Source organism: Micromonospora sp. WMMD961 (assembly GCF_029626145.1).
Lineage (GTDB): Bacteria > Actinomycetota > Actinomycetes > Mycobacteriales > Micromonosporaceae > Micromonospora.
On the sequence record NZ_JARUBJ010000002.1, the window covers coordinates 6,975,939 to 7,002,035 of the forward strand.

General features: G+C 72.8%; 22 protein-coding genes. 10 read left to right on the forward strand and 12 right to left on the reverse strand.

Going from position 1 to position 26,097, the window contains the following annotated elements; translation table 11 throughout:
* Nucleotides 1-9: 9 nt before the first annotated feature.
* The 6 genes from O7614_RS31990 to O7614_RS32015 form a co-directional block, all read right to left on the reverse strand.
* Nucleotides 10-1,188, reverse strand: coding sequence for a MarP family serine protease (locus O7614_RS31990; protein WP_278142063.1), 1,179 nt, complete (start codon nt 1,186-1,188; stop codon nt 10-12).
* A gap of 63 nt (nt 1,189-1,251) precedes the next feature.
* A complete protein-coding gene (locus tag O7614_RS31995) occupies nt 1,252-1,944 on the reverse strand; it encodes a CoA pyrophosphatase (RefSeq protein WP_278142064.1) in 693 nt (230 codons plus the stop codon).
* Nucleotides 1,941-2,594, reverse strand: a complete 654-nt coding sequence (locus tag O7614_RS32000; protein WP_278142065.1) for a redoxin family protein — start codon at nt 2,592-2,594, stop codon at nt 1,941-1,943. Before O7614_RS32000 ends, O7614_RS31995 begins: the two co-directional genes overlap by 4 nt.
* Nucleotides 2,591-3,379, reverse strand: coding sequence for an endonuclease III (nth, locus tag O7614_RS32005; RefSeq protein ID WP_347404390.1), 789 nt, complete (start codon nt 3,377-3,379; stop codon nt 2,591-2,593). Before nth ends, O7614_RS32000 begins: the two co-directional genes overlap by 4 nt.
* A gap of 41 nt (nt 3,380-3,420) precedes the next feature.
* The gene (locus O7614_RS32010) at nt 3,421-4,599 is read right to left on the reverse strand and encodes a CapA family protein (protein WP_278142067.1); all 1,179 of its coding nucleotides are present in this window, start codon (nt 4,597-4,599) and stop codon (nt 3,421-3,423) included.
* Between the two features lie 56 nt (nt 4,600-4,655).
* Nucleotides 4,656-5,318 (reverse strand): adenosylcobinamide amidohydrolase, encoded by a 663-nt coding sequence (locus O7614_RS32015; protein WP_278142068.1) that lies wholly within the window; start codon nt 5,316-5,318, stop codon nt 4,656-4,658.
* A 143-nt stretch (nt 5,319-5,461) separates the two neighbouring features.
* Here O7614_RS32015 and O7614_RS32020 point away from each other — a divergent pair, with 143 nt between their 5' ends.
* The 9 genes from O7614_RS32020 to O7614_RS32060 all read left to right on the forward strand — a co-directional run bounded on the left by O7614_RS32020 (nt 5,462) and on the right by O7614_RS32060 (nt 16,730).
* Nucleotides 5,462-6,139, forward strand: a complete 678-nt coding sequence (locus O7614_RS32020; RefSeq protein WP_007466162.1) for a Crp/Fnr family transcriptional regulator — start codon at nt 5,462-5,464, stop codon at nt 6,137-6,139.
* Between the two features lie 108 nt (nt 6,140-6,247).
* Nucleotides 6,248-6,991 carry a metallophosphoesterase family protein gene (locus tag O7614_RS32025; protein WP_278142069.1) on the forward strand — a complete coding sequence of 248 codons (744 nt, stop codon included), beginning with the start codon at nt 6,248-6,250 and terminating at the stop codon, nt 6,989-6,991.
* 542 nt (nt 6,992-7,533) lie between these two features.
* Nucleotides 7,534-8,139, forward strand: a complete 606-nt coding sequence (locus tag O7614_RS32030; RefSeq protein ID WP_278142071.1) for a TetR/AcrR family transcriptional regulator — start codon at nt 7,534-7,536, stop codon at nt 8,137-8,139.
* Nucleotides 8,140-8,177: 38 nt separating this feature from the next.
* On the forward strand, nt 8,178-8,975 hold the full coding sequence (locus tag O7614_RS32035) for a TIGR03084 family metal-binding protein (RefSeq protein WP_278142072.1): 798 nt from the start codon (nt 8,178-8,180) through the stop codon (nt 8,973-8,975).
* Nucleotides 8,972-10,672 (forward strand): acyclic terpene utilization AtuA family protein, encoded by a 1,701-nt coding sequence (locus O7614_RS32040; protein ID WP_278142073.1) that lies wholly within the window; start codon nt 8,972-8,974, stop codon nt 10,670-10,672. The genes O7614_RS32035 and O7614_RS32040 overlap by 4 nt, the downstream gene beginning before the upstream one ends.
* Nucleotides 10,669-11,865, forward strand: a complete 1,197-nt coding sequence (locus tag O7614_RS32045) for an acyl-CoA dehydrogenase family protein (RefSeq protein WP_278142074.1) — start codon at nt 10,669-10,671, stop codon at nt 11,863-11,865. Before O7614_RS32040 ends, O7614_RS32045 begins: the two co-directional genes overlap by 4 nt.
* A gap of 55 nt (nt 11,866-11,920) precedes the next feature.
* Nucleotides 11,921-13,522 carry a carboxyl transferase domain-containing protein gene (locus O7614_RS32050; RefSeq protein WP_278142075.1) on the forward strand — a complete coding sequence of 534 codons (1,602 nt, stop codon included), beginning with the start codon at nt 11,921-11,923 and terminating at the stop codon, nt 13,520-13,522.
* A gap of 11 nt (nt 13,523-13,533) precedes the next feature.
* Nucleotides 13,534-15,570: a biotin carboxylase N-terminal domain-containing protein gene (locus O7614_RS32055; protein ID WP_278142076.1), complete on the forward strand. Its 2,037-nt coding sequence runs from the start codon at nt 13,534-13,536 to the stop codon at nt 15,568-15,570.
* Nucleotides 15,567-16,730, forward strand: a complete 1,164-nt coding sequence (locus O7614_RS32060; RefSeq protein ID WP_278142077.1) for an acyl-CoA dehydrogenase — start codon at nt 15,567-15,569, stop codon at nt 16,728-16,730. The genes O7614_RS32055 and O7614_RS32060 overlap by 4 nt, the downstream gene beginning before the upstream one ends.
* 21 nt (nt 16,731-16,751) lie before the next feature.
* On the opposite strand, the gene O7614_RS32065 is transcribed toward O7614_RS32060, so the two are convergent.
* Together O7614_RS32065 and O7614_RS32070 are read right to left on the reverse strand one after the other, a co-directional pair.
* The gene (locus O7614_RS32065) at nt 16,752-17,936 is read right to left on the reverse strand and encodes a hypothetical protein (protein WP_278142078.1); all 1,185 of its coding nucleotides are present in this window, start codon (nt 17,934-17,936) and stop codon (nt 16,752-16,754) included.
* Nucleotides 17,933-18,874 carry a transporter substrate-binding domain-containing protein gene (locus tag O7614_RS32070; protein ID WP_278142079.1) on the reverse strand — a complete coding sequence of 314 codons (942 nt, stop codon included), beginning with the start codon at nt 18,872-18,874 and terminating at the stop codon, nt 17,933-17,935. The genes O7614_RS32065 and O7614_RS32070 overlap by 4 nt, the downstream gene beginning before the upstream one ends.
* Nucleotides 18,875-19,040: 166 nt before the next feature.
* Between O7614_RS32070 and O7614_RS32075 the strand changes: the two genes are divergently transcribed.
* On the forward strand, nt 19,041-19,385 hold the full coding sequence (locus tag O7614_RS32075) for a hypothetical protein (RefSeq protein ID WP_278142080.1): 345 nt from the start codon (nt 19,041-19,043) through the stop codon (nt 19,383-19,385).
* Here O7614_RS32075 and O7614_RS32080 read toward each other — a convergent pair.
* The 4 genes from O7614_RS32080 to O7614_RS32095 all read right to left on the reverse strand — a co-directional run bounded on the left by O7614_RS32080 (nt 19,369) and on the right by O7614_RS32095 (nt 26,075).
* Nucleotides 19,369-20,868, reverse strand: coding sequence for a serine/threonine-protein kinase (locus O7614_RS32080; protein WP_278142081.1), 1,500 nt, complete (start codon nt 20,866-20,868; stop codon nt 19,369-19,371). The genes O7614_RS32075 and O7614_RS32080 overlap by 17 nt on opposite strands.
* A gap of 30 nt (nt 20,869-20,898) precedes the next feature.
* A complete protein-coding gene (locus tag O7614_RS32085) occupies nt 20,899-21,402 on the reverse strand; it encodes a hypothetical protein (protein WP_278142082.1) in 504 nt (167 codons plus the stop codon).
* Nucleotides 21,403-21,600: 198 nt separating this feature from the next.
* The gene (locus O7614_RS32090; protein ID WP_278142083.1) at nt 21,601-25,242 is read right to left on the reverse strand and encodes an adenylate/guanylate cyclase domain-containing protein; all 3,642 of its coding nucleotides are present in this window, start codon (nt 25,240-25,242) and stop codon (nt 21,601-21,603) included.
* On the reverse strand, nt 25,239-26,075 hold the full coding sequence (locus tag O7614_RS32095) for an MBL fold metallo-hydrolase (RefSeq protein WP_278142084.1): 837 nt from the start codon (nt 26,073-26,075) through the stop codon (nt 25,239-25,241). Before O7614_RS32095 ends, O7614_RS32090 begins: the two co-directional genes overlap by 4 nt.
* Nucleotides 26,076-26,097: the final 22 nt, after the last annotated feature.

Sequence of the window (26,097 nt, forward strand, 5' to 3'; positions counted from 1 at the left end):
CCGCGCAGCTCAGGTGCACTCGCCGGTGGCGACCTGCCGGTTGCGTTCGGCGCCGGCCAACGCCACCGGGCGAGCCTCGGCCGCGGTCACCGCGAAGCCGGTGTTCGGGTCGTCGGCCGCCGCCGCGAAGATCACGCCGAGCACCAGGCCGTTGGCGGACAGCAGTGGGCCGCCGGAGTTGCCGCTGCGCACCAGCGCCCGGATGGTGTAGATCTCCCGGGTGACGTCACCGGAGGAGTAGATGTCCGGCCCCTTGATCTTGTCGACGTCACGGATCCGCGCCGACTGCGCGTTGTAGGGGCCGTCCAGCGGGAAGCCCAGCACGATGGCGTCCGAGCCGCTGCCGGCGTTGCCGGCGGCGAACCGTAGGGACGGGCCGGGTAGCCCGGGCACCAGCAGGACGGCCAGGTCCCGGTCCGGGTCGTAGACCACCACCTTGCCGTCGTACCGCTCACCGCCCAACTCCACGGCGACCGAGCGGGTGCCGGCTACGACGTGCGCGTTCGTCATCACCCGGTCGTCGGCGTACACGAAGCCGGAGCCCTCGATGCGACGCGAGCAGCCGGGCGCGGAGCCGAGCACCTTGACGACCGACCGCTGACCGTTGACCACCACCTGCGAACCGGCCAGCGCCGGGTCGGGCGGGTCGACCTGCCGGGCCCGGGTGGGCGCGAGGTCACCGAAGACGTCCGGGAACCCGTCGGTGTCGACGGTGTCCTCCAACGCGGTGGACAACCGGTGGGCCTGTTCCGGCACGACCCGGTTGACCACCGAGATCAACGCGCTGTTCCGCACCGACGCGGCGAGCCAGGGCACCGAGGACGAGCCGAGCGGCACCGCGACCAGCCAGGCGAGCAGCAGCACCGCGAACAGCGACACCAGCGCCCCACCCACGTCGTCGACCCGTTTGCCCACGTCGCTGGTGATCGTCTTACGCAGGTGCGAGCCGAGCCAGCCGGCGAGCGCCTGCCCGACCACGGCCAGCCCGAAGATCGCCACGAGCGAGATCAGCACACGGGTGCCGGCATCCACGAACTGTCGGGCGAACAGCGGCCCGAGCTGGAGACCCAGCAGCAGGCCGAGGAAGAAGCCGGACAGCGACGTGATGCCGATGACGAAACCCTGGCGGTATCCGCTGATCGCGAACACGAGCATGAGCAGCAGCAGGACGAGATCCACGACGGACACGGGTCAAGCGTACGGGCAGCGCGCCCACCAGATGACCATCGCTTGCTGAAGGTGACCGTGCGGTCAGCGTAGGGCTGTCTCGTCAGCCTCGTCGGTGCCCGCCGACGGCGCCGGGGTCGCCCCGCTCGGCGGCAGCTCGACCACCCGGTCGCGCGGCCACGGACGCGCCCAGCCACCCATCTCCAACAGGGTGGCCAGCACCCCGGCGGTGAAGCCCCAGACGAGCATCCCGCGTGCCGAGAACGCCGGCCCGATCCAGCCGCTCGGGTGGCGGACCCGCAGCCGGTTGGCCGGGTCGACCAACTCGCTGACCGGCAGCCGGGCGACGTGTGCCACCTCGGCGGGCTCCCGGGGATGCACCGGGTGCGGGTCGTGCCACCAGGCCAGCACCGGGGTGACCACGAAGTCACTGACCGGGATCCACAGTTTCGGCAGCTCGGCGAGGACGGTCACGCTCGTCGGGTCGAGGCCGACCTCCTCGTTCGCCTCACGCAGCGCGGTGGCGCGCACGTCGGCGTCCTCCGGGTCGGCCGCGCCGCCGGGAAAGGCTGGCTGGCCGGCGTGGGTACGCAGGGTGGCGGCGCGTTGCAGGACCAGCACGTCGGGGCCGGCACCGGGCTGCTCGCCGAGCAGCACCAGCACGGCGCTCTCCCGGCCGCCCTCGGCCGGGGTGGCCAACCGGGTGAAATCCTCGGCGCGGGCGGTGCCCAGCCGGGTCAGCAGCGGCTCGATCCATTCGGGTGGTCGACGGGTCACGCCGGCACCGTCAGGCCGAGGTGCTGGCGAACCAGCTTGGCGAGTTGGGCGTCGTCGAGCGCGCCGGTGGCGTCGATGTGCCGGATCCGGCCGTCGGTGTCGACGAAGAGGGTCAGGGGCATGGCGTTGCGCTTCAGCTCGCGTTGCAGCGCCTCGCCCTGGTCCACCAGGATCGGGAACCGGACGCCGAAGTCCTCACCGATGGACTGGGCGCCGCTGCGGCTGTCCCGGCTGTTGACCCCGACGACCTGGAACTGACCGGCGGCCCGCTCGCTGAGCCGCTGGAAGGCGGGCAACTCCTTGCGGCACGGCGGGCACCACGACGCCCACACGTTGATCACCGCCGGCCCGGCGACGGACCGCAGGGCGACCGGGGCGCCACCGGTGAAGCAGGACAGCGTCAGATCGGGCAGCGCCGGGCCACCGGCGGCAGGGGCCGTCGGGTCGGAACCAGGCGTGCTGGGGGTCGGCGTGCCGGAACCGGGTGACGTGGGCGTGGGCGCCGTCGCCAGCGTGGCGCAGTCGCGGAACGGCGAGGGTCGTTCGGCGGCGGCCGGGCGGGGAGCCGGGTCGTCGTCGGCAGTGCCTGCGGTGCAGCCGGCCACGACCAGCAGCAGCGGCAGGACGAGCAGGGCGAGACGGCGGTTCACGGCACCTCCGCGGCGACCGCCTGGGCGGGCACCAGATCCGGGTCGACCCCGGCGGCTACCGCGAGGTCGCGGGCCCGGGGACCCTTGAGCAGCTTGGCGGCGGCGGCCGGCTCGGTCGGCCCGGCGCCGTACGAGGGGCAGAGCTTCGCGAGTGTGCACGCCCCGCAGGCCGGCTTGCGGGCGTGGCAGACCCGTCGCCCGTGGAAGATGATCCGGTGCGACAGCATGGTCCATTCGCGCTTGGGATAGAGCGCGCCGACCGCATGCTCGATCTTCACCGGGTCGGTCTCGCTGGTCAGCCGCCACCTGTGGACCAGCCGCTGGAAGTGGGTGTCGACGGTGATGCCCGGGACGTCGAAGGCGTTGCCGAGGATCACGTTGGCAGTCTTGCGACCGATGCCGGGCAGCGTCACCAGGTCGACGAGCCGGCCGGGGACCTGCCCGTCGTACCGGTCGACGAGGGCCTGCCCGAGCTTGAGCAGCGAGTCGGTCTTGTTGCGGTAGAAGCCGGTGGGCCGGATCAGCTCCTCCATCTCGCCCCGGTCGGCGGCGGCGTAAGCCGCGGCGCTCGGGTAGCGGGCGAAGAGCTTGGGCGTGACCTCGTTGACCTTCTTGTCCGTGCACTGCGCGGAGAGGATGGTGGCGACGGCCAACTCCAGGGCATTGGAGTGGTCCAGTTCACAATGCGCGTCGGGGTGCGTCTCGGTCAGCACCCGGCCGATCTTGCGGGCACGGCGGGTGCGCCCGAGGTCGGTCTCGCTGGCGACGGGAGGACTACTGGTCACGACGGTCAGCCTACGTCGCACCCCGGACGCTCCCCGACGGGTCAACCGGCGGCGGGCGGCGAGATCTTGCCCTGCCCGTCGAGCCGGGCGCCACCCTTCGGGAAGTCGGCACTGCTCAACTCGGTGACCAGACCGAGGCCCCGCTTGTTCGGGTCCATCGTCGGCTTGCCGGCGTCGTTCATGTACGTCGAGGTGAACGAGCCGCCAGCCCAACCGCCGTCCGGTTTCAGCGACACCTTCAACACCCCGCCCCAGCCGAGGCGACCGTCGTTGCTCAGTGAGTTGCCGCCGCCGGCGAAGTTGCCCAGGCTGTACGCGATCAGGCGCCCCTGGTAGAACTCCATCCCGCGCAGCACGTGCGGCCCGTGCCCGACGATCAGGTCGGCACCCGCGTCGATCATGGCGTGGGAGAACTTGACCGGGTCGCCCCGGTTCTCGCCCAGGAACATCTCGGTGCCTGGCTTTACCCGGGTCTTCTCCGCTCCCTCACCACCCATGTGCACCTGCACCACGACCAGGTCGGCCATGGTGGCGGCCTTGGCGACCACCGTCTTCGCCTTGGCGATGTCGACCAGGCTGTTCGACCAGACGTACGACGAGAAGCCGGCGATCGCGACCTTCACGCCCTTGACGTCGACCACGGTGATCTGGTCCGGAGCGCCGGTGTGCTTCAGGTCGTACTTCTCCAGCGCCTTCTGGGTGTTCTCGTAGCCCTTCGGCCCGTAGTCGTACCCGTGGTTGTTTGCCTGGTTGAGCACGTCGAAGCCGGCGTCGCGCAGGTGTGCGGCGTACTCCGGCGGCGCACGGAACTGGAAACAGCGGGTGGAGTTGGCCCCGCACTTGCCGGTGCCGGTGTCCACCGTCAACGGCTCTTCCAGATTGCCCATCACCAGGTCGGCCTTGAGCGCCTCGGTGACCGAGGTGAAGAAGCCCTTCCCACCGGCGGCCGGCAACCGGCTCGGCGCGTTGCCCATGATGATGTCGCCGGTGGCGGAGAGCGAGATGGCGCCGCCCGCACCGGAGGCCGCAGGCCCGGTCGCGCCCGGTTCGGCCGTGGCCACCGGAGCGCCGGTGCCACCCCCGCCGGCACCGGGCTGCCAGACGGGAGCCTCTCCGCCCGCGTCGGAACAGCCGGCGACGAGCAGGGCGGCCAGCAGTGCGGCGAGGCATGGGGCGACGCGGCGACGCGGGCGGGACGCGAGGGGGGCGGGAGCGTACATCGTCCGCGACCCTACCGGGCCCTAAACGCGCCGACGACAGCCGATCGGTCGAATCTTCAGCCGGTGTGCTGCTCCGACCAGGGCACAACCACCCGGGAACCCCCGGCGAGCACCGCCGCGTGCACCGCACGAGCAAGCGGGGCACCCCAAGTGGAGCGCGGCCCCCCGTAGGCGGCCTCCGGCCCGTCCAACGGGCAGAGCACGGTGACCGCGTCGGTCGGGGTGCCGGTTGCGGGCAGTCCCAGCTCGCTGATCGACTGGGTCTTCGCCTCGGTCGCCGTGGCCACCGCGTTGACCAGTGCCGAGTCGGCGAGCCGGGCCGGCACGTACACCACGATGTTGACCGTGCCGACCCGCTGGACGAGCCCGGCCGGCGTCGGCGCGGCCGCGAGCACCGGCGTGCCGAGCCCCACCGTCGCCCAGGCCCGGACCCCGGTGTCGGTCCGCGCCACCACCTCGCCGACGTGCACCCCGGTCAGCAGGCCGACCCCGGGCCCGTCGAGGGCGAGGTCGGCGGCGAGGGCCGCCAGGTGCGCGGCGGGGTCACCACGGTCGTACGACATGGGTACGGTCGCGTTCAGCACCCAGCGCCGGACCCCGATACCACCGCCCAGCGGGCCGCTGCTGACGGCCCGCAGAGGCACGTCCGCGCGCCAGACGAGCAGCGGAATGTCTCGCCCGTCCTCGGCACGGCTGGTCAGAGTCGGGTCGCTCAGCACGTCGGGCAGGTTACGCCCACCGATCACGATTCCAGGGGCGACCTCTGATTCATGCTCATGTGCGCCTAGACTTGGCGGCGCGCGAGGGGATCAGCGGACGGCGACCCCGGCCGACGGACGGCCCGCGCAACCGGAGGTGCGCGATGGACGAGGTACTGGCCCGCAGCGGGATCTTCCAGGGTGTCGACCCGGAAGCTGCCGAGGCGCTCGCCAAGGAGATGGAGACGATCGAGGTCCGCAAGGGCGAGATCGTCTTCAATGAGGGCGAGCCCGGTGACAGCCTCTATATCCTGTTGTCCGGGAAGATCAAGGTTGGTCGCCGCGCAGCGGACGGCCGGCAGAACCTGATCGCGGTGATGGGGCCGTCGGACATGGTGGGTGAGCTGTCGCTCTTCGACCCTGGTCCGCGTACGGCGACCGCCACCGCGGTGACCGACACCCGGTTGGTGCGACTGCGCAAGCAGGCGCTGCGACCGTGGTTGAACAACCGCCCGGAGATCGCCGAGCAGTTGCTCCGGGTGCTCGCCCGTAGGCTGCGTCGGACCAACGACTCGCTCGCCGACCTGATCTTCACCGACGTGCCGGGTCGGGTCGCCAAGAACCTGCTCCAGATGGCTGGACGGTTCGGCACCCGCGACGGTGGCGTCCTGCGGGTGACCCACGACCTCACCCAGGAGGAGATCGCCCAGCTCGTCGGCGCCTCCCGGGAGACGGTCAACAAGGCCCTGGCCGACTTCGCCTCGCGCGGATGGCTTCGGCTGGACGGCAAGAGCATCATCATCCTGGACCCGGAGCGCCTGGCCCGCCGCGCCCGCGTCTGAGCCGTACGTCAGGTCCCCGTCTCCCGTCACCGACGGTGGGCGGGGACGTTTCGTCTGCCCGGCGCAGAATCACTGGTTCGGGCTGGCCGGAGCGGTGAGGGTGGGGCCATGGTGAACAGGGTTGCTGTGCTCTCCGACATCCATGGCGTACTCCCCGCGTTGGAGGCCGTGCTGGCCGAGCCGGACGTCGCCGCCGCCGACCTGATCGTGCTGACCGGCGACATCGCGGCCGGCCCACAGCCGGTCGAAGTGCTGGACGTGCTCGCCGGGCTGGGTGACCGGGTCTGCTGGGTGGGCGGCAACGCCGACCGTGAGCTGGTCGAGGCGCGAGCCGGCAAGCCCGCGTCGATCGAGGTGTCCAACTGGGCTGCCGGGCAGCTCCGCGACGACCAGGTGGCCCGTCTCGCGACCCTGCCGGCGACGGCGACGTTCGCGATCGACGGTCTCGGGCCGACCTTGTTCTGTCACGCCACCCCTCGGGACGACGAGGAGGTCGTGCTCGTCGACTCCCGGATGTCGCGCTGGGCCGAGGTGTTCGCCGGCCTCCCGGCCGAGGTCACGACGGTGGTCTGCGGCCACACGCACATGCCCTTCACCCGACTGGTGGACCGCCGCCTGGTGGTCAACCCCGGCAGCGTCGGCATGCCGTACGGGGGTGCGGGCGCATGGTGGGCATTCCTTGGGCCAGGCGTCGAGCTGCGCCGCACCGCCTTCGACGTGGACGCGGCGTGCGCTCAGGTGGCAGCGGAGTCGACCTTCCCCGACGCCGCGGCCTGGGCCGACGAGTACCTGCGCTCCCAGCACAGCGACGCCGACGCCCTGGCCGTCTTCGGCCCCCGCGACGGCCGCTGACGCGCCGGCTGCCCTCGCAGCGGCTGTCCTCGCAGCGGCGTCCTCGGTTACGGCCGCTGATGCGCCGGCCGTCCTCGCGCCGGCGTCCTCGGTTCCCGCGAGGCTGACCCAGCAGGTGGCGGCAACCTGGGGGAGCGAGCCTTTGGAGCTGAATCGTTTGCGACATCGGCGCGAGCGACCAGAGGAGGAGGGCAAGGAGGCAGTCGGCAGCAGTGATCGGCGCGAGCAACCTGCGGATGCGACCGGCGGATGCGACATCGGCGCAAGCAACCGCCAGGCACGACCGCCAGGCACGACCGCCAGGCACGACCGCCGGATGGGCCGATCGGTCCGGCCCACCGGCTCGCCCGCGGTCCGGCCGTCGGATGACTCGTCTGTGTTATCAGCTCCAAAGCGAGCCAACACACCATGGCCCGCCAACCGCCAACCGCCGGCCACCGGCCACCGACCGCCGCACCCCTCCCCGCCAGCTCGGCCGACCGCCAGCAAGGCTGGAAAAAGTCAGGCTTGACTGTTTGTTTCTCGGAACGCAGGCTGTTCGCGTGCCTCCCACATCGACGCGAGTGCCTCAACAGGAACGCAGCCGCGCCACCCAGGCCCGGCTGCTGGAGGCGACCGTCGACTGCCTGATCGAGCACGGCTGGTCCGGCACCACGACCACCGTCGTCGCCGCCCGGGCCGGTGTCTCGCGCGGGGCCCAGCTGCACCACTACCCGACGAAGGCCGCCCTGGTGACGGCCGCCGTGGCCCACCTCGCCGAGCGGCGGGCCGCCGAGTTGCGCACCGAGGCCGAGGCGATGCCGGCCGGTCCGCAGCGCCTCGACCGGGTGATCGACCTGCTCGGCGTGGCTTTCACCGGGCCGCTGTTCGTGGCCGCTCTCGAACTCTGGGTCGCCGCCCGCACCGACCGGGAGCTTCGGGACGCCCTGGTGCCGCTCGAAGCGACGGTCGGCCGGGAGATGCACCGACTCACGGTTGCCCTGCTCGGCGTCGACGAGCGTCGACCCGGCGTCCGCGAAGCGGTGCAGGCCACCCTCGACCTGCTGCGCGGGCTCGGGGTGGCCAACCTGCTCAACGACGACTCCGCCCGCCGTACCGCCCTGTTGGCCACCTGGAAACGCCAACTCGCCACCCTGCTCACGCCCTGATCGACGGCCGCACCGGCCCACGACCGACCGGAGGCACCATGGTCGACCTCACCGACCTGCTCGCGGATCTGGCCGCCGAGTCCGCCCAACTGGACGCCCTGGTGGCTCCGCTACCGGCGGCCGACTGGGCCCGGCCCACTCCGGCGCCCGGCTGGAGCATCGGGCACCAGATCGCCCACCTCGCCTGGACCGACCACGTGGCGCTGCTGGCCGCCACCGATCCCGAGGCGTTCTACGCGACGGTGACCACCGCACCGGACGCGACCCGGCTCGTCGACGCGGGCGCCGAGGAGTTCCTCGCCCCGCCGGTGGAACTGCTGCACCGCTGGCGGACCGGTCGGTCGGCGTTGGCCGACGCACTGGGCGCCGTCCCGGCCGGTGAGAAGCTGCCCTGGTACGGCACCCGGATGTCGGCCACCTCGATGGCTACCGCCCGGCTCATGGAGACCTGGGCACACGGTGAGGACGTGGCAAACACCCTCGGCGTCGGGCGCCCCGACAGCGAGCGGCTGCGGCACGTCGCGCACCTCGGTGTGCGTACCCTCGGGCACGGCTTCGCCGCCCACGGCCGGGCGGCGCCGACGACGCCGGTCCGGGTCGAGCTGGTCGGGCCCGGCGCCGACACCTGGAGTTGGGGCCCGGCGGACGCCACCGACCGGGTGACCGGCCCGGCTCGGGACTTCTGCCTGCTGGTCACCCAGCGCCGGCACCGCGCGGACCTCGCCCTGGTCGCCACCGGCCCGGTTGCCGACGAGTGGCTAGACGTGGCGCAGGCCTTCGCCGGGCCGCCGGGTGTCGGCCGTGAACCGGCCGGCGGAGAGGGAGTACGAGCGTGATCCGCATCGGCAACGCCTCCGGCTTCTACGGCGACCGGTTCACCGCCTGGCGGGAGATGCTCGACGGCGGTGAACTGGACGTGCTGACCGGTGACTACCTGGCCGAGTTGACCATGCTGATCCTCGCCCGGGACCGGCTGCGCGACCCCGACCTGGGCTACGCGAAGACGTTCCTGCGTCAACTGGAGACCTGTCTCGGCACCGCCCTGGAGCGTGGGGTGCGGATCGTGACCAACGCCGGTGGGTTGAATCCGGCCGGCCTGGCCGCCGCCATCGAGTCCCTCACGACGCGGCTGGGCCTGGCCGCGAAGGTGGGGTACGTCGAGGGCGACACGATCCAACGGCCGGACGCGTTGAGCGCCAACGCCTACCTGGGCGCGTTCGGCATCGCCGCCTGCCTCGACGGCGGCGCGGACGTCGTGGTCACCGGCCGGGTCACCGACGCGTCACTGGTGGTCGGCCCGGCAATCGCCCGGTACGGGTGGAGCCGCGATGATCTCGACCAGCTGGCCGGGGCGACCGTCGCGGGGCACCTCGTCGAGTGCGGCGCACAGGTCACCGGCGGAAACTTCAGCTTCTTCACCGAACTCGCCGACGGCGGGCACCGGCCCGGTTTCCCGATCGCCGAGGTGCACGCCGACGGTTCGACAGTGCTCACCAAGCATCCCGGCACCGGTGGCGCGGTCACCGCGGAGACGGTCACGGCACAACTGCTCTACGAGGTCGCCGGGCCGGCGTACCTGGGGCCGGACGTGGTCACCCGACTCGACACGGTGACGCTGAGCCCGGACGGACCGGACCGGGTCCGGGTCTCCGGCGTCCGGGGCACCCCGCCACCGGCCACGCTGAAGGTGGGCGTCAACAACCTCGGTGGCTTCCGCAACTCGATGACGTTCGTCCTCTGCGGACTGGATATCGAGGCGAAGGCGGCTCTGGTACGCGGGCAGATCGAGGAGGCGGTCGGCACGGACGGGCTGGAGTTCACGCTGGCCCGGACGGACCACCCGGATGCCGCCGACACCGAGGCGGCCAGTGCGCTGCTGCACGTACACCTGCGCCACGGTGACAAGGCGCGGACCGGCCGCGCCTTCTCGGCCGCTGCGGTGGAGCTGGCCCTGGCCTCGTACCCGGGCTGCACGCTGACCACCCTGCCCGGCGACGCGACACCGTACGGCGTCTTCACCGCCGACGAGGTGCCGCAGGACGCCGTCGCCCATGTCGCGGTGCTGCCCGGTGGTGAGCGGGTGCCGATTGCCCCGCCGACCCGCACCGCGAGTGTGCAGGGGGCCCCTGCACAACAGAATCCGATAACAGGGGGCCCTTCCTTACCCCCGACCCGGCGAGGCGCGCTCGGCGAGCTGGTCGGCGCGCGCTCCGGGGACAAGGGCGGTGATGCCAACCTCGGCGTCTGGGCGCGCAACGACGCCGCGTACGCCTGGCTGCGGGACTGGTTGACCATCGCGTGCCTGGCCGAGCTGCTGCCGGAGACCGCGCCGTTGTCGGTGCGGCGCTACGAGTTGCCGAACCTACGCGCGGTCAACTTCGTGATCGAGGGCCTACTCGGTGCGGGGGTGGCCGCGTCCACCCGGTTCGATCCGCAGGCCAAGGCGCTCGGTGAGCTGCTGCGCGGCCGGGTCGTCGACCTTCCGGCCGACGTGCCGACCGGGCCGACCGTAGCTACCGGGGTGACGCCGTGAGCATCGTGGACACCCCGGAGCGGCGGCAGCTGCGGGAGCTGACCCGAGCTTTCGTGACCCGTGAGGTGTTGCCGCACCTGGACGACTGGGAGCGGGCCGGTGAGGTGCCCCGGGCACTGCACGCCACCGCCGCGAAGCTCGGCCTGCTCGGCATCGGCTTCCCCGAGTCGGTCGGTGGCAGCGGCGGCGACCTGCTCGACTCGATCATCGTGACCGAGGAGCTGATCCGCTCCGGTGGCTCGTCCGGGCTGGTCGCCGCCCTGTTCACGCACGGCATCGCGGTGCCGCACATGGTGGCGGCGGCCGGCGCTCGTACCGGTGGCTCGCTGGGCGGAAGACTCGGCGGCGTCTCGTCCCGGGGCGACGACAGCCTGATCGAACGGTACGTCCGGCCCACCCTCGCCGGCACGATGATCGGCGCGCTGGCGATCACCGAACCGGACGGCGGCTCCGACGTGGCCGGCATCCGCACCACCGCCCGCCGCGACGGCGACCACTACGTGGTGAACGGGTCGAAGACGTACATCACCAGCGGGCACCGGGCCGACTTCGTGACCACTGCCGTCTGCACCGACTTCCCCGGCAGCGGCGCGCTCACCCTGCTGGTCATCGACAAAGGGCTGCCCGGGTTCACCGTGGGGCGCCGGTTGGAGAAGCTGGGCTGGCACTGTTCGGACACCGCCGAGCTGTCGTTCGTCGACGTACGGGTGCCGGTGGCCAACCGGATCGGCGCGGAGGACACCGGCTTCCTGGCGATCATGCAGAACTTCGCCACGGAACGGCTCTCGCTGGCCACCCAGGCGTACGCGACCGCGCAGCGCTGCGTCGAGCTGGCCGTGCGGTGGTGCCGGGGCCGGGAGACCTTCGGGCGTCCGCTGGCCAGCCGACAGTTGATCCGGCACCGGCTGGCGGAGATGCACACGCGGGCCGAGGCGGCCCGGTCGTACGTGCACGAGGTGGCCAACCGGGTCGTCGCCGGCGAGCCCGTGGTGACCGAGGTGGCGATGGCCAAGAACGTGGCGGTGGCCGCCTGCGACCACGTCGTCGACCAGGCGTTGCAACTGCACGGCGGGTTCGGCTACCTGCGCGACGCGGAGGTGGAGCGGCACTACCGCGACGCCCGGATCCTCGGCATCGGCGGCGGCACCACCGAGATCATGAACGAGATCATCGCGAAGGGCATAGGGCTGTGAGCGCGAGGAGTGAGCCGGGTTTGCGAGCCCCGCAGTCGCGACCGAAGGAGGCACCGTGAGCACTCTGGACAGCGCGATCGACCGGACGACGCCCGGGTACGTGGCGAACCGGGCGGCCCTGCTGGAGCGGCTGGCCGAGGTGGACGCCGCGCTGGACCAGGCGCGGGCCGGCGGCGGCGAGAAGTACGTGTCCCGGCACCACTCCCGCGGCAAGCTGTTGCCTCGGGAACGGATCGAGCTGTTGGTGGACGCGGACAGTCCGTTCCTGGAGTTGTCGCCGGTCGCCGCGTACGGCACGGACTTCCCGGTCGGGGCCAGCGTGGTGACCGGCATCGGGGTGGTCGAGGGCGTGGAGTGCCTGATCGTCGCGAACGACCCGACGGTACGCGGCGGCGCGGTCAACCCGTGGTCGCTCGCCAAGACCCGGCGGGCCGGTGAGATCGCGCTGGCCAACCGGCTGCCGATGGTCAACCTGGTCGAGTCGGCCGGTGCGGACCTGCCCACCCAGGCGGAGATCTTCATCCCGGGTGGCCGGGTGTTCCGGGACCTGACGCGGCTCTCGGCGGCGGGCATCCCCACGGTCAGCGTGGTGTTCGGTAACGCCACGGCGGGTGGCGCGTACGTGCCGGGGATGTCCGATCACGTGATCATGATTCGGGACCGGTCGCAGGTCTACCTGGCCGGGCCGCCGCTGGTGAGAATGGCGACCGGCGAGGTCACCGACGACGAGTCGTTGGGTGGCGCGGAGATGCATGCCGGCACGTCCGGGCTGGCCGACTACCTGGCGGAGGACGAGCGGGACGGCATCCGGCTGGCCCGGCAGTGCGTGCGCCGGTTGAACTGGCGCAAGCAGGGCCCGCTGCCGCGCTCGGCGGTGCCGCAGCCACCGAAGTACGACCCGGAGGATCTGCTCGGGATCGTCAGCTCCGATCTGAAGGTGCCGTTCGACCCGCGTGAGGTGCTGGCCCGGGTCCTCGACGGCAGCGACTTCGACGAGTTCAAGCCGGCGTACGGTGCCGCGTTGGTCACCGGCTGGGGCGAGCTGCACGGCTACCCGGTGGGCGTGCTGGCCAACGCCCGTGGGGTGCTGTTCAGCGAGGAGGCGCAGAAGGCGGCCCAGTTCATCCAGCTCGCCAATGCCGCCGACACCCCGCTGGTCTTCCTGCAGAACACCACCGGCTACATGGTCGGCACCGAGTACGAGCAGCGCGGCATCATCAAGCACGGCGCCCTGATGATCAATGCGGTGTCCAACTCGACGGTGCCCCACCTGACGGTGAACCTGGGCGCCTCGTACGGGGCCGGCAACTACGGCATGTGTGGCCGTGCGTACGAGCCGAGGTTCCTGTTCACCTGGCCGAACGCGAAGTCGGCGGTGATGGGCCCGGCGCAGCTCGCCGGAGTGCTGTCGATCGTGGCCCGGCAGGCGGCGGCTGCGCGGGGGCGCGACTACGACGAGGAGTCCGACGCGGCGATGCGGATGATGGTCGAGCAGCAGATCGAGTCGCAGTCCGGCGCGTTGTTCCTGTCCGGCCGGCTCTACGACGACGGGGTGATCGACCCCCGGGACACGCGGACCGTCCTCGGGCTCTGCCTCTCGGCGATCCACAGCGGACCCGTCAAGGGTGCCGACGGCTACGGCATCTTCCGGATGTGAGGGGTCTACCGATGATCGAACGATTGCTCGTTGCCAACCGGGGCGAGATCGCGCGTCGGGTCTTCGCGACCTGCCGGGCGCTGGGCGTGGAGACGGTAGCCGTGCACTCGGACGCGGACGCGACGGCGCCGTTCGTCGCCGAGGCCGACCGGGCGGTCCGGCTGCCCGGGAACACTCCGGCCGCGACGTACCTGCGGGTCGACCTGATCCTGGACGCGGCCCGGCGCAGCGGCGCGGACGCGGTCCATCCGGGTTACGGGTTCCTCGCCGAGAACGCCGAGTTCGCGGCGGCGGTGACCGACGCCGGGCTGACCTGGGTCGGCCCACCCGCCAAGGTGATCGCCGCGATGGGCGACAAGCTGGCGGCGAAGGCGCTGCTCGCCGAGGCCGGTGTGCCGATGCTGCCGAGCTGGACCGACACCGACGCGGTCGCCGACTTCCCGGTGCTGGTGAAGGCGTCCGCCGGCGGCGGCGGCCGGGGCATGCGGATCGTCCGCAACGCCGGGGAACTGGCCGAGGCCGTGGCGTCCGCGCGCCGCGAGGCGGCTGCGGCGTTCGGCGACGGCACTGTCTTCATCGAGCGGTACGTCGAACGCGGCCGGCACGTCGAGGTGCAGATCTTCGGCGACACCCACGGTACGGTCGCGGCTCTCGGTGTCCGGGAGTGCTCGATCCAGCGCCGGCACCAGAAGATCATCGAGGAGGCGCCCGGGGTCGTCGGCGCGGAGCTGCGGGAGCGCCTGCACGAGGCGGCGGTGGCGGCCGGGCGCGCGGTGGACTACGTGAGCGCCGGGACTGTGGAGTTCCTGCTGGCACCGACCGGGGAGTTCTTCTTCCTGGAGATGAACACCCGGCTCCAGGTGGAGCACCCCGTCACCGAGCTGACCACCCCGGTCGGGCTGGACCTCGTCCGGCTGCAACTGCTGGTGGCCGAGGGCGACCCCCTGCCCGAGCACGGCCACTACCCTGCCGCGCGTGGCTGCGCGATCGAGGTGCGGCTGTGCGCCGAGGATCCGGCACAGGGCTGGCGGCCCGCCACGGGCACCCTGCACCGCTTCGACGTGCCGGGGGTGGACCGCGAGTTCGGCTGGCTCCAGCGGTCCGGCCTGCGGCTGGACTCCGGCGTGGTGGCGGGCTCGGACGTGGGCGTGCACTACGACTCCCTGCTCGCCAAGGTGATCGCCGTGGCGCCGACCCGGTCCGAGGCGGTCCGTGCACTCGCGGGCGCGCTGGCCCGGGCCGAGGTGCACGGGGTGGCGACCAACCGCGATCTGCTGGTCCGGGTGCTCCGCAGTCCGGAGTTCGCGGCGGCCGAGATCGACACCGGTTTCCTGGACCGGCACCCCGAGGTCTTCGCGCCGCTGCTCGCCGCCGATCAGCTTCCGGTCACCGCCCTCGCCGCCGCGCTGGCGGCTGCCGCGCACCGGCGGGCGACCGCACCTGTGCTCTCCGGGCTCCCCTCCGGCTGGCGCAACGTGCCGGCCGTCCCGCAGGTCACCCGCTTCGCCGGCCCGGACGGTGAGATCGAGGTCCGCTACCGGCTGGACCGCACCGGTGGGCTCGCCGAGTGGTCCGCCAGGCACGACAGCGACGCGCCCGACGCCAGCGGCCAACCCGGTGCCACCGACGACAGTGCCGAGCGGCCCTCCGTCGAGCTGGTCGAGGCGACCCCGGATCGGGTGGTGCTCGACGTCGACGGGCTTCGACGCGCGTACCGCGTACACCGGGTGGGGTCGGCGGTCTTCGTGGACGGCCCGGACGGGGCGACGAGCCTGACCGAGCTGCCGCGCCTCCCGTTGCCCACCGCGGAGGTCGCCGCCGGGTCGCTGCTCGCGCCGCTGCCCGGCGCGGTGACCCGGGTGCATGTCCAGGTCGGCCAGCGGGTCACGGCCGGCGAACCACTGCTCACGCTGGAAGCGATGAAGCTGGAACATCCCGTGCTCGCCCCGACCGACGGTGTGGTCGCCGAGTTGCCGGTGCCGGCCGGCGGTCAGGTCCGGACGGGCGCGGTGCTGGCTGTGGTCACTACCGAGGAGGACCCCCGATGACCTTCGACCTCACCCCCGAGCAGGATCAGCTGCGCGACGCCGTGCGGGCGTTGGGCCGCCGGTACGGTCACTCCTACTTCGTCGAGAAGGCGAAGGCCGGGGAACACACCACCGAACTGTGGGCCGAGGCCGGCCGGCTCGGCTACCTGGGGGTCAACATCCCCACCGAGTACGGCGGCGGGGGTGGTGGCATCACCGAGCTGGCGATCGTCTGCGAGGAGTTGGCGGCGGCCGGCTGCCCGTTGCTGTTGCTGGTGGTCTCCCCGGCGATCGCGGCGACCGTGCTGAACCGGCACGGCACCGAGGAACAGCGCAAACGGCACCTGCCCGGCCTCGCCGACGGCTCCCAGAAGATCGTCTTCGCGATCACCGAGCCGGAGGCGGGTTCCAACTTCCACCGACTCTCCACGGTGGCCCGTCGGGACGGTGACGGTTGGCTACTCAACGGCCGCAAGTGCTACATCTCGGGTGTCGACGAGGCCGGGCACGTGCTGGTGGTGGCCCGCACCGGGGACGCCGGGACCGGCAAGCTGAAGCCCGCGCTGTTCCTGGTGCCTACCGACGCGGCCGGGCTGACCCGGTCCAAGCTGGACATGGAGATCGTGTCCCCGGAGAACCAGTTCCTGCTCTACCTGGACGACGTGCGGGTGCCCGCGGACGCGCTGCTCGGTGAGTCGCTGGATGCCGGGCTGCCGGCGCTCTTCGCCGGGCTCAACCCGGAGCGGATCACCGTGGCGGCGATGGGTGCCGGCACCGGCCGGTACGCCATCGAACGGGCCAGCGAGTACACCGCCACCCGGAAGGTCTGGGGTGGTCGTAGCATCGGCTCCCACCAGGGCGTGTCGCACCCGCTGGCACACGCGGCGGTGCAGGTGGAGCTGGCCCGCCTCATGATCCAGAAGGCGGCCACCCTCTACGACGCGGGCCGCGACCTGGAAGCCGGGGTGTCCGGCAACATGGCCAAGTACGCGGCCGGGGAGGCCGCCGCGCTCGCGGTGGACACGGCCGTCCAGGTGCTCGGCGGGGCCGGCATGACCACCGAGTACGGGGTGGCGACCCTGCTCGGCGCGGTGCGGGCCGGCCGGATCGCCCCGGTCAGCCGGGAGATGATCCTCAACTTCGTGGCCCAACACGTCCTCGGTCAGGACAAGTCGTACTGAGCCGGCGCGCCGGGCGAGTGGTCAGCCGGCGGTACGGCAGGTGGCGTCGATGCGGTGGACCGGGCGCACCCGTCGGCCCATGCCCTCCAACAGGGAGTCCTCGACGTGGAAGTCGTGGATGCGCAACTGGTGCCGGGGCAACTCCTCCTCGCTCGGGCAGAGCACCTGCGCGCGGACCAGGTCGACCGGGACGTACCGGACCCCGCCCTGCTCCTGCAGGATCACCATGTTGACGTCGTCCGTGGTGACCACGTGCCCGCGTACGTCCTCGGTCGGTCCGCTCTCCGGGCCCACGGTGGTGACGGTCAGCGGCAACACCGGCGTGCTGATCACCGGCACCGCGGCCCAGACCAACGTGGCCAGCACCGCCACCTCGGTCGCCGACGCCAGGGGGCGGATCACCAGGCCCGGCAGGGGCCCGGCGATGAACAGGGCGAGCAGTGGAGGCACCACGATGAGCGCCAGCACCAGCCCCTCGCCGCCCTGCTTAACCGCCTCACGCAGCGTGGGCAGCATCAGCCAGCCGTACCCGGCGAGTAGCGCGACGATGATCAGCAGCCGTGGCAGCACCCGCTCGTGCAGTCGGGCGGGGCGGAGTTGGAACGCGGCCACGAAGGCCGGCAACAGCAGCGGAAGATAGAGCAGTGGCCAGGTGATCAGGGCGAGCAGGAAGCTGGCCAACACCACCCAGGCCGGGGTGATGTCGGCCCAGCGGGCGAAGAGCGGACGGCGACGGCTGCCTGGCGGTAGCTGGTCGGCGCTGACGGCCAACACCGCGCCGAGCGCGAACACGGCGACCATTCCGGTCGAGAGCAGTCGGGCCGCCGTGGTCAGGAAGCCGGCGAGCAGGTTGACCGGCCCGACGTTCGCGACCAGCAACAGCGTGGTCTGGAGTTCCCCGCCGGCCTCCACACCGAGGCGGAGCACCGAGAAGATCGCCGGTACGCCCACCACCGCGGTCCAGAACGACTGGCTGGCTCGGGCGCGGCGCTCGGCCGGGTCCCATCGAACCCGTCCCGGCTCGACGTCGGCGACGACCTGCTCGACGGGTGCGGCGACCGGCACGCCGGCCGGCCAACCGACGGCGTCCACCCCACCGGCCGCAGGCTGCGTACCGTCGGTGGTCGGCGCGGTGGCGTCGTCGCCCGGCACGGATCTGCGGGGCGGCGGGACCGAGCCGTCGGCGGCGGTGGTCGCCGCGCTCACTTCGCGGGCGCCTTGTCGTCGAAGTCGACAAGCTTCGGCACCTCCAGCGGTTGCGGCTGACGCTTCTCGGCCGCCAGCCACGGACCGAGGGTGCGGTTGTACGCGGTCTGCCACGGGCTTGCCTGTTCGTCGCGCCCCTGCTGGTAGCTCTTGTGCAGGAAGAACGCGACGAGGTCGCGCAGCGCCGGGTCGCCGATCGGCACGCCGATGCCCAACAACTCGCTGGTGCCGAAGGGCAGGTCGACGATCTCGAACTCCTTCGGATGGCGGGCCAGGAAGCCGGCGAGGATCGTCTCGTCGGAGCTGACCGCGTCGTAGCGGCCGGCACGGATGCCGTTGACGCAGTCGCCGACGGTCTTCACGACCAGCGCCTTGACCTGGTGACTTCCCAGCTCGGCCTCGGAGGTGGAGCCGCCGCTGGTGCAGATCTTGTAGTCCGGGTTACGGAGGTCTTCGATGGTGCTGATCTTGCCCTTCAGTCGGGCCGGCACCATGACCTCCTGGGTCGTGACGAAGTACGGCCCGGCGAAGCTCACCACCTTCTTGCGCTCCTCGGTGATGGAGAAGCTGGACACCACGAGGTCCACAGTGCCGCCCTGCAAGGCGGGGATCCGCTCCTCGGTGGCCACCGGCAGGAACTCCAGCCGCTGGTCCCCCTCGTAGCCGAGGGAGGCGGCGATGTACTTGGCGATCTCGACGTCGAAGCCGGCGTGCTGGCCGTTGCGCAACTCGCCCATCAACGGCTCGTTCGTGGCGACACCGATGCGCAGCTTCGACTGGCCGTAGATGTGCGTCTCGCGCATCTTCTCCTGCACCGAGGGCAGTTCGGGCTCCTGCCGACTGTCGCAACCTGCGGCGGCGGCCAGGGCGAGGGTGAGGGCTACGGCCAGCGTCGACGCGACCGAGCGGAGGCGGGACTGCGATCTGCCTGAGTTCATGGGCGACCTCGCTGCCGGAAGAGCCTGCGGGACACCGAGAGTAGCGGCCCTTGTCCACTGCGTGTGGACGCCGGCGGTCATGTCGGGTCGGCCGCCGATCGATGTCGATCGGCGCGGCGGTCGGCTCTGCGGTTGACAGCCGGCCTCGTCACGACATGCTGGACGGGTGAGCCGATTGCCCAGACCCGATGCGCGGACGGTGGCGGTGCTCGCGGCGCTGGGAGCCCTCGCGCCGCTGGTCATGCTGGTCGTCTGGCGCCGACAGGATCTTCTCGGCGTAGCCCTGGCACTACTCTGCGTCCTGCTGACCATGGTGGCCGGAGTGGCCGTCTCCGCCGTACGGCAGGGCGACGCCCCGGAGCCCGCAGACCGTCCGGCGACCGTCGGGCCGCCCGAGTTGATGCCCTACGGGATCGACGCGGACACCCTCGACGCCCTCGACAGCCGGGATGCGTTGCGTGCGGTGCGTGACCGGCGACGCGGGACGAACGGGCTCAGCGGCGGCCGGTGAGGGTGGGCGCGGCGAGCGCGTCCACGCCCCGCCCGGCCAGACACCGGTACGCCCGGTCGATGCTGCCGTCGACCGGCGGTAGCACCTCCAGGTGCCAGCCGCTCGGCTCGGCGATCCCGGTGGTCAACCGGAACGTCGTGGCGCTGCACACCTGTCGCACCTGTGCGGCGGCGATCACATCGTCGTAGTCCGCACCGACCAGCGCCACCGGCAGGATGCCCTCGGCGTACGTCTCCCAGGTGTGCCGGCCGGCGCAGGGCAGCCGGGCTGCCTCCGCGCGGCTGCCGCGGATCCGCACCGGGCCGAAGCACTCCAACTCGGGCAGGCAGCGGGCACCCTCGGGCAGGGCGGTCGGCGCGCCGGTGCCGGTCGCGCAGCCGGGCAGCGGGCCGGTCGCCGGTGCGGCGACCTGGGTGACCGACGGGTTCGGGGTGGGCGCCGGCGTCCGGTCGGCGACCCAGGCTCCGGCGGTGGCGGAGGCGGCGAGCGCGAGCACGCCCGCGCCGCCGAGAAACCAGCGCCGCCAGCGCCGGCCACCGGGGACCGCCTGCTGGGTGTCCTCGATGGCCGGACGGGGCATCGGCCGACTGACCGGGTAGGAGCCGGAGAGGGCCGCGCCCCCGCTGACCGGGGCACCGCTGATCGGCGCCGACGGCAGCCCGAGGGGCAGGTTGGCGAGGAGGTCGCGCAAGTCCAGGGCGGAGGGACGCTCGGCGGGGTCGTTGGCCATGCCGAGGCGCAGGACCTCGATCAGCTCGTCCGGCACGCCGGGCAGGGAGGGGAGCGGCTGGTTGAACATCTCCAGCACGGTCACCAGGCTGGGATTGCGCTCCGACTGCCAGCGGGGCGGAAGGCCGTGCATCACCGCGTAGAGGGTGGCGCAGAGCGCGTACACGTCGACGGCCGGTGACGGCGGGCTGTGGCTGAACATCTCCGGTGGCGCGTACGCCGGGGTGAGCACCTCCAGCGTCACCGAGGCGTCGCGGTGCTCGGCGAGCACGGCCAGGCCGAAGTCCGCGAGCACCGCCGAGTTGAAGTGCGAGTAGAGGATGTTGGCCGGCTTGACGTCGCGGTGCAGCACCCCGGCCGCGTGCGAGTGCGCCAGCGCGTCGGCGATCTTTATGCCGAGGTCACGGGTCTCCACCGGTCCCAGTGGCGAGGTACGCATCCGTTCGGCGTACGAGCCGTCGCAGAGTTCCATGATCAGGTAGGGATGCTGGTCGACAGTCACCCCGACGTCGAAGAGGTCCACCACGTGCGGGTGCGACGACATCCGGCCGGCCGCCCGCGCCTCGCGCAGGAAGCGCGCCTGATCCCGCTCGCTGTCCAGCGTCCGGTTCTCCACCTTGACGGCGACCTCACGGCCCACCGAGATCTGGGTGGCCTGGTAGACGGTCGCGTATCCGCCCCGGGCAAAAACCCGCAAATCAGTCAGGCCGGGCACGATCGGAACCGGCAAGCCGCCGCTCGGGGTGTCCGTCACCGCTCGAAAATACCCAACCCGGCCGGTGGCTCAGCGCACCGCGTCCGCCGGAGCGGCTCCGGCTGGGCCGGTACCCTCCTCGGCGGCCACAGCCGCCCCGGCACCTCCGGACGTATCGACATCGCCGACCGACGCGCCCCGGCGCGCGTCCAGGCGCAGGCCCACGGCGGTGGCCACGGCCCCCAGCCCCTCCCAGGCCGCCACGCCGAAGAACCGGTCGGGAGCGATGTCGGCCAGCACCGCGATGGTGAAGACGGTGAACGTGACCAGCCGGAAGACAACGGTGAACCGGTAGAACGCCCGCCACTCGGTGACAGTGGCCAGCAGGTAGTAGACGCCCATGTTGAACGCCGCCATCGAGGACGCCAGCAGGAACGTGCCGGTGTGATCACCGACAGCACGCGTCTCCGGCACCTCGAACCCGAGCATGCGCAACTGCGCCTCCGGCCAGAGCAGCCCGACCGTGCCCATCACCAGCGCCAACACGCCGAAGACCGCGATGGTCCAGCCCGCGATGGAACGCGGCAGCTTCATGAAGAGCCTCCCCAGGCACGGCGACGGTCACCACTGTGGACCAGCACACGGTGGTGACACGCTAGCCGCTCCCCCCGACCACCACATCCCCAAAACCGGCAGAAACCCTGCCCCCTCCCAGACTCGACCCCATCGGGTTGATCAAGAGGTTTCGGTCACCGGAGGCCGCTTCCTGACGCAACCTCTTGATCACCAGCGTCAGGGGGTGGGGGTGAGGCGGGCACGGAGGGCATCGGCGGCGGCGCGCTCGCTGCGCTGCTCGGTCGCGTACGCCAGGCGGACCGCCTCGTCCGCGCAGGACAGCGCCTCCGCCGACTGGCCGCAGGCAGCGAGCGCCTCGGTCAGCACGATGGCCGCGATCACCTGGCCGCGCACGTCCTCGGCCGGCGCGGTGACCGCCCGGCGGGCCCAGTCCAACGCCTGCTCCCGCTGACCGTGGGCGAGCAGTGCCGACGCGTACTGGGCCATCGTCTGGCGGCGGGAGAAGAGCAGCGAGGGCTGGTTCGCGGCGGCCGTGGCCACCGGGGCGAGCAGCCCGACCGCGGTCGCCGAGTCGCCGGCGGCCAGGCGCGCCGTCGCCAGCAGCACCCGAGGTGCCACCTGCGCCGGAGCCTGCGGATTGTGCGGCTCCACGGTGGTCAGCACCGCCCGGGCCATCCGCTCGGCGGTCTCGCGGTCGCCCAGGTCCAACGCCACGAAACCGCGCAACGTGCCGGCCATCCCGGTGAGCAGCGGGTGCGAGGTGCGCTCGGCGTACGCCAGTGCGTCGGTGAGCAGGTCCGCGGCGTGCTCCGGCTCGCCCAGCCCCCGCGCCACCACCGCGCGGACCACCAGCGCGAACCCGCGCCCCCAGTCGTCGGAGGCGGCGGCGAACTCCCGGTACGCCCGCCGGGCCTCCCGGTCCGCCTCGGCCAGGTCGCCCAGCTCGGCGGTGGCGAAGGCGGCCACCGCGCGCAGCGTGCCCACCGCCCACGCCTCGCCGACCCGCTCCCCGAAGGGCAGGAACACCTGCGCCATCCGGCACGCCTCGCGCAGCCGGCCGGCGAGCAGTCGGGCGAACGCCGTGGTGCCACGCAGCCAGGCCCGCCCGTACGGATCCTTCAGCTCGGCGAAGAGCCGGGCGGCCCGGCCGAGCACGGCGTCGGTGCCGGCGAAGTCACCCCGGGTGGTGGTGACCCAGGCCAGGTTCTGTAGCGACCAGGCCTGCCCGCGCCGATCCTTCGCGCCGAGGCTGACCTGGTACGCGGCAGCCAACCGGCTGCTCGCCTGACTCAGCCGCCCGGCCACGAAGTCGGCCATGCCGAGGCGGCGCATCGCGGTGGCGCGCTGGACGGGCAACTCGGCCGCCGTGGCCACCTGCAACGCCTCCTGCCAGGCGGTCATCGCCCGGCCCTGGTCACCGAGGGTCTCCTGGGCCTGCCCCGCGAGCAGCAGGGCACCGACCCGGGTCGCCTCGTCCCCCGCGTTCGCGGCGATCTTCTCGGCGTAGGCCAGCGCGTCGACGACACGACCGACCTGGAGCAGGGCCCGGGCGTGCACCACCCGATCGGCCGCCGGCACTCCGTCGCGGGCAAGCTCGGTGGCGCGTTCGGCGTACTCGACGGCCAGCACCGGCTCACCGGCGGACAGCGACCGGCGGGCGGCCCGGCCGAGCGCGGCGACACCGAGTGGTACCACCGCGCGGGCCGGCGCGTCCGGACGCAGCTTCACCGCGTCGGCGAGCGTGGCGGCCCGTTCGACGTGCGTCGCCACGAAGTCGTCCCGGGCCTCGTCGGTGAACCCGCCCGGCGCGGCGGGGGCGGCCTCGTCCGCCGGCGCCGCCCAGCGGGCCAGTGCGGCGTGCCGCTCGGCGAGCTCCGCCTTGCTCACCCCGGCGTACGCGGCCTCCCGCATCAGCGGGGTCGCGAACGAGAATCCGGTCCGTGAGCGGTGCAGCATCCGCCGTTGCAGCAGTTCCTCGACGGCCCGGTCGAGTTCCACGGCGACCACGGCGGACGGCCGGCCGTCGCGGCCGGCGCGCTGCTCGCGCATCGCCTCCAACGCCCCGTTCGGCACCGTGTCACCGATCACCGCGGCGTCCCGCAGCACCGACCGGGCGTCCGGCGGCAGCGCGTCGATCCGGGCGGCGAGGACGGCGGCGAGGTCCCGGGAGAGCAGGCGGCTGCCCAGCGAACCGGGCACCAGCCGCCAGCCCGCCGACGGGCTCTGCTCGCGCTCGCCGGCGCCGGTCCGCTCCGACGGTGCGCGGACGCCCCGCGCGGACTCCGTGGTGAGCGCACCCCGCTCGATCAGCAGGGTGACCAGCTCGGCCAGGTAGAAAGGGTTGCCCTGCGCGGTGGCGAGCAGCCGGTCCGTGTCGGCCTGTGGCAACCTGCCGCCGCCGAGGTAGCTCGTCAGCAACCGCGCCGCGTCGGCGCCGCGCAGTGGCGGCAACGAGTGCACCTCGGCGTCCGCGACCCGGGTCAGCGCCCCGGCGGTACGCACCAGCTCCGGCCGACCGAGCAGCAGCACCAGCACCGGGCCGGTGAGCCTGGACAGCGTCAGACCGAGGGCGCTGATCGTCTCGGCGGTGGCGTCGTGCAGGTCGTCCACGACGATCACCAGCGGCGCTTCCGAGGCGAGGCCGCTGAGCAGGTCGGCGACCGCGTTCGGCACCGCCTCCGCGTCCGCGGCCGGGACGCCCGACCCACCCCACTCGCCGGTGTCGGTGCCGGTGCCGGTGTGCGCGGAGATGTCGCCGTAGCCGAGCAGGGCGAGCAGTTGTTCGGTGGCGATCGGCGCGGTCTCACCGCCGGAGCGGGCGAGCCGCTGCCCGAGCCGCCGCAGCCTCTCCTCCACCGCCGGTCGGGTCAGTGCGGTGGCCGCGTCGCTGGGCAGGCCGACGGCGGCACGAACCAGGTCGGCCAGGGGCGCGAGCCGGCGTCGCTCACCGAACGCCGCGCACCGCACCGACAGCACCCGGGCACCCGTGTGCGCCGCGTACCGCCCGGCACCGACGTCGTACCCGGCGGCGAGGCGCTCGACCTCCGCGGCGAACCGGGACTTGCCGATGCCCGCCTCGGCGGTCATCAGCAGCACCCGCGGGTCACCCTGGTCGATCACCTCGGCGAGCCGACCGGCGACCCGGCCGATCTCCGTCTCCCGGCCGACGTACGGCGCCTCGTCGCCGAGCCCCGACCGGGTGCCCGGCGCGTCCAGGAGACCCAGCAGCTCGTACGCCTCGACCGGCTCCCGCTTGCCCTTGAGCCGCAGCGGGCGCAGCGCCCGCCAGGACGACACGTGCCGGGTCGCGGCGGCGGTGCGCCCTCCGGCGTACACCGCGCCGACGGCGGCGGCGTCGGCCAGCCGGGCGGCAGTGTTCACCGTGTCGCCGATGACCGTGTACTCGATCGCGGCCTGGATGCCGGCGATGACGTCGCCGGTGTTCAACCCGACCCGCAGCCCGAGCGGCGCGCCGCCGCCCCGCTCGTCGTCGAGCACCCGCCGGACGGCCCGCTGCATGGACAGGGCGGCCCGGACCGCGCGTTCGGCGTCGTCCTCGTGCGCCACCGGGGCGCCGAAGACCGCCATGATCCCGTCGCCGGTCAGCTTGTCGACGTGCCCGCCGAACGTCTTCACCGCACCGGCGAGCGCGGCGAGCACCCGGTCGGTGACCGCGCCGACGCGTTCCGGGTCGAGATCCTCCGACCAGGAGGTGAACTCGGAGAGATCACCGAAGAGCACGGTGACCACCCGACGCTCGGCCGCCGGCAACGTCGCGGCGGCCGGCAGCGCGGCACCGCAGTTGTGGCAGAACCGCGCGCCGGGAACGGCGACGGTTCCACACACGGGGCAGGTCACATGTGCTCCAACCCACTGACCCCGGGCGCGGATTCCCCAGAGTCGACACCCAGATATTCGAGCTGGGCGCGGACCGACCACTCGGCCGCCCACCAGAGCGAGCGGTCCACGTCCGCGTAGACCGCCGCCACCACGTCGGCGGGCGTGCGAGCACCGGCGGCGACCGCGGCGCGGACCTGGTCGAGCCGGGCCCGGCGGTGTGCGAGGTAGAAGTCGGCGGCGGCGGCGCAGTCGGCCAACGCCGGGCCGTGCCCGGGCAGGGCCGGGATTCCCCGGTACGCGGACAGCAGCTCCAGACTGGTCAGGTAGTCGCCGAGGTGCCCGTCCGGGTGGGCGACCACGGTGGTGCCCCGGCCGAGGATGGTGTCCCCGGTGAGCACGACCCGCTCGTCGCCGTGCTCGACCAGGAAACAGACCGAGTCGGCGGTGTGCCCCGGCGTGCCCAGCAGACGGATCTCCAGGCCGAAGCCGCCGAGCTGCTCACCCGGCTCGGTCAGCGGCTCGCCGCCGATGGTGTGTGCCGGGTCGGCGGCGAGGACGTGCACACCTCCGAGCAGGTCGCTCAGCCGTGCGGCGCCCTCGGTGTGGTCCGGGTGGCCGTGCGTGATCAGGATCAGCCCGATCGGCCCGTGCTCGGCGATGCGGGTCAGGTGCCCCTCGTCCGCCGGCCCCGGGTCGACCACGACGGCCAGCTCGGCCGACGGGGCGCGCAGCACCCAGGTGTTGGTGCCGTCGAGGGTCATCGGCCCGGGGTTCGGCGCGCGCAGCAACGTCACCCAGGTCGGCAGCTCGTCGGCCAGCGCCGCCGCCGGCGCCGTCACGTGCCCGCTCATGGCTGCGATCGTACGACCCCGC

Excerpts from the sequence above, each read along its gene's own strand:
- O7614_RS32010 (WP_278142067.1), bottom strand. The coding sequence starts at position 4,599 with ATGTACGCTCCCGCCCCCCTCGCGTCCCGCCCGCGTCGCCGCGTCGCC.
- O7614_RS32095 (WP_278142084.1), bottom strand. The coding sequence starts at position 26,075 with ATGAGCGGGCACGTGACGGCGCCGGCGGCGGCGCTGGCCGACGAGCTG.
- O7614_RS32060 (WP_278142077.1), top strand. The coding sequence starts at position 15,567 with ATGACCTTCGACCTCACCCCCGAGCAGGATCAGCTGCGCGACGCCGTG.
- O7614_RS32035 (WP_278142072.1), top strand. The coding sequence starts at position 8,178 with ATGGTCGACCTCACCGACCTGCTCGCGGATCTGGCCGCCGAGTCCGCC.
- O7614_RS32055 (WP_278142076.1), top strand. The coding sequence starts at position 13,534 with ATGATCGAACGATTGCTCGTTGCCAACCGGGGCGAGATCGCGCGTCGG.
- O7614_RS32025 (WP_278142069.1), top strand. The coding sequence starts at position 6,248 with ATGGTGAACAGGGTTGCTGTGCTCTCCGACATCCATGGCGTACTCCCC.
- O7614_RS32020 (WP_007466162.1), top strand. The coding sequence starts at position 5,462 with ATGGACGAGGTACTGGCCCGCAGCGGGATCTTCCAGGGTGTCGACCCG.
- O7614_RS32070 (WP_278142079.1), bottom strand. The coding sequence starts at position 18,874 with ATGAACTCAGGCAGATCGCAGTCCCGCCTCCGCTCGGTCGCGTCGACG.
- O7614_RS32085 (WP_278142082.1), bottom strand. The coding sequence starts at position 21,402 with ATGAAGCTGCCGCGTTCCATCGCGGGCTGGACCATCGCGGTCTTCGGC.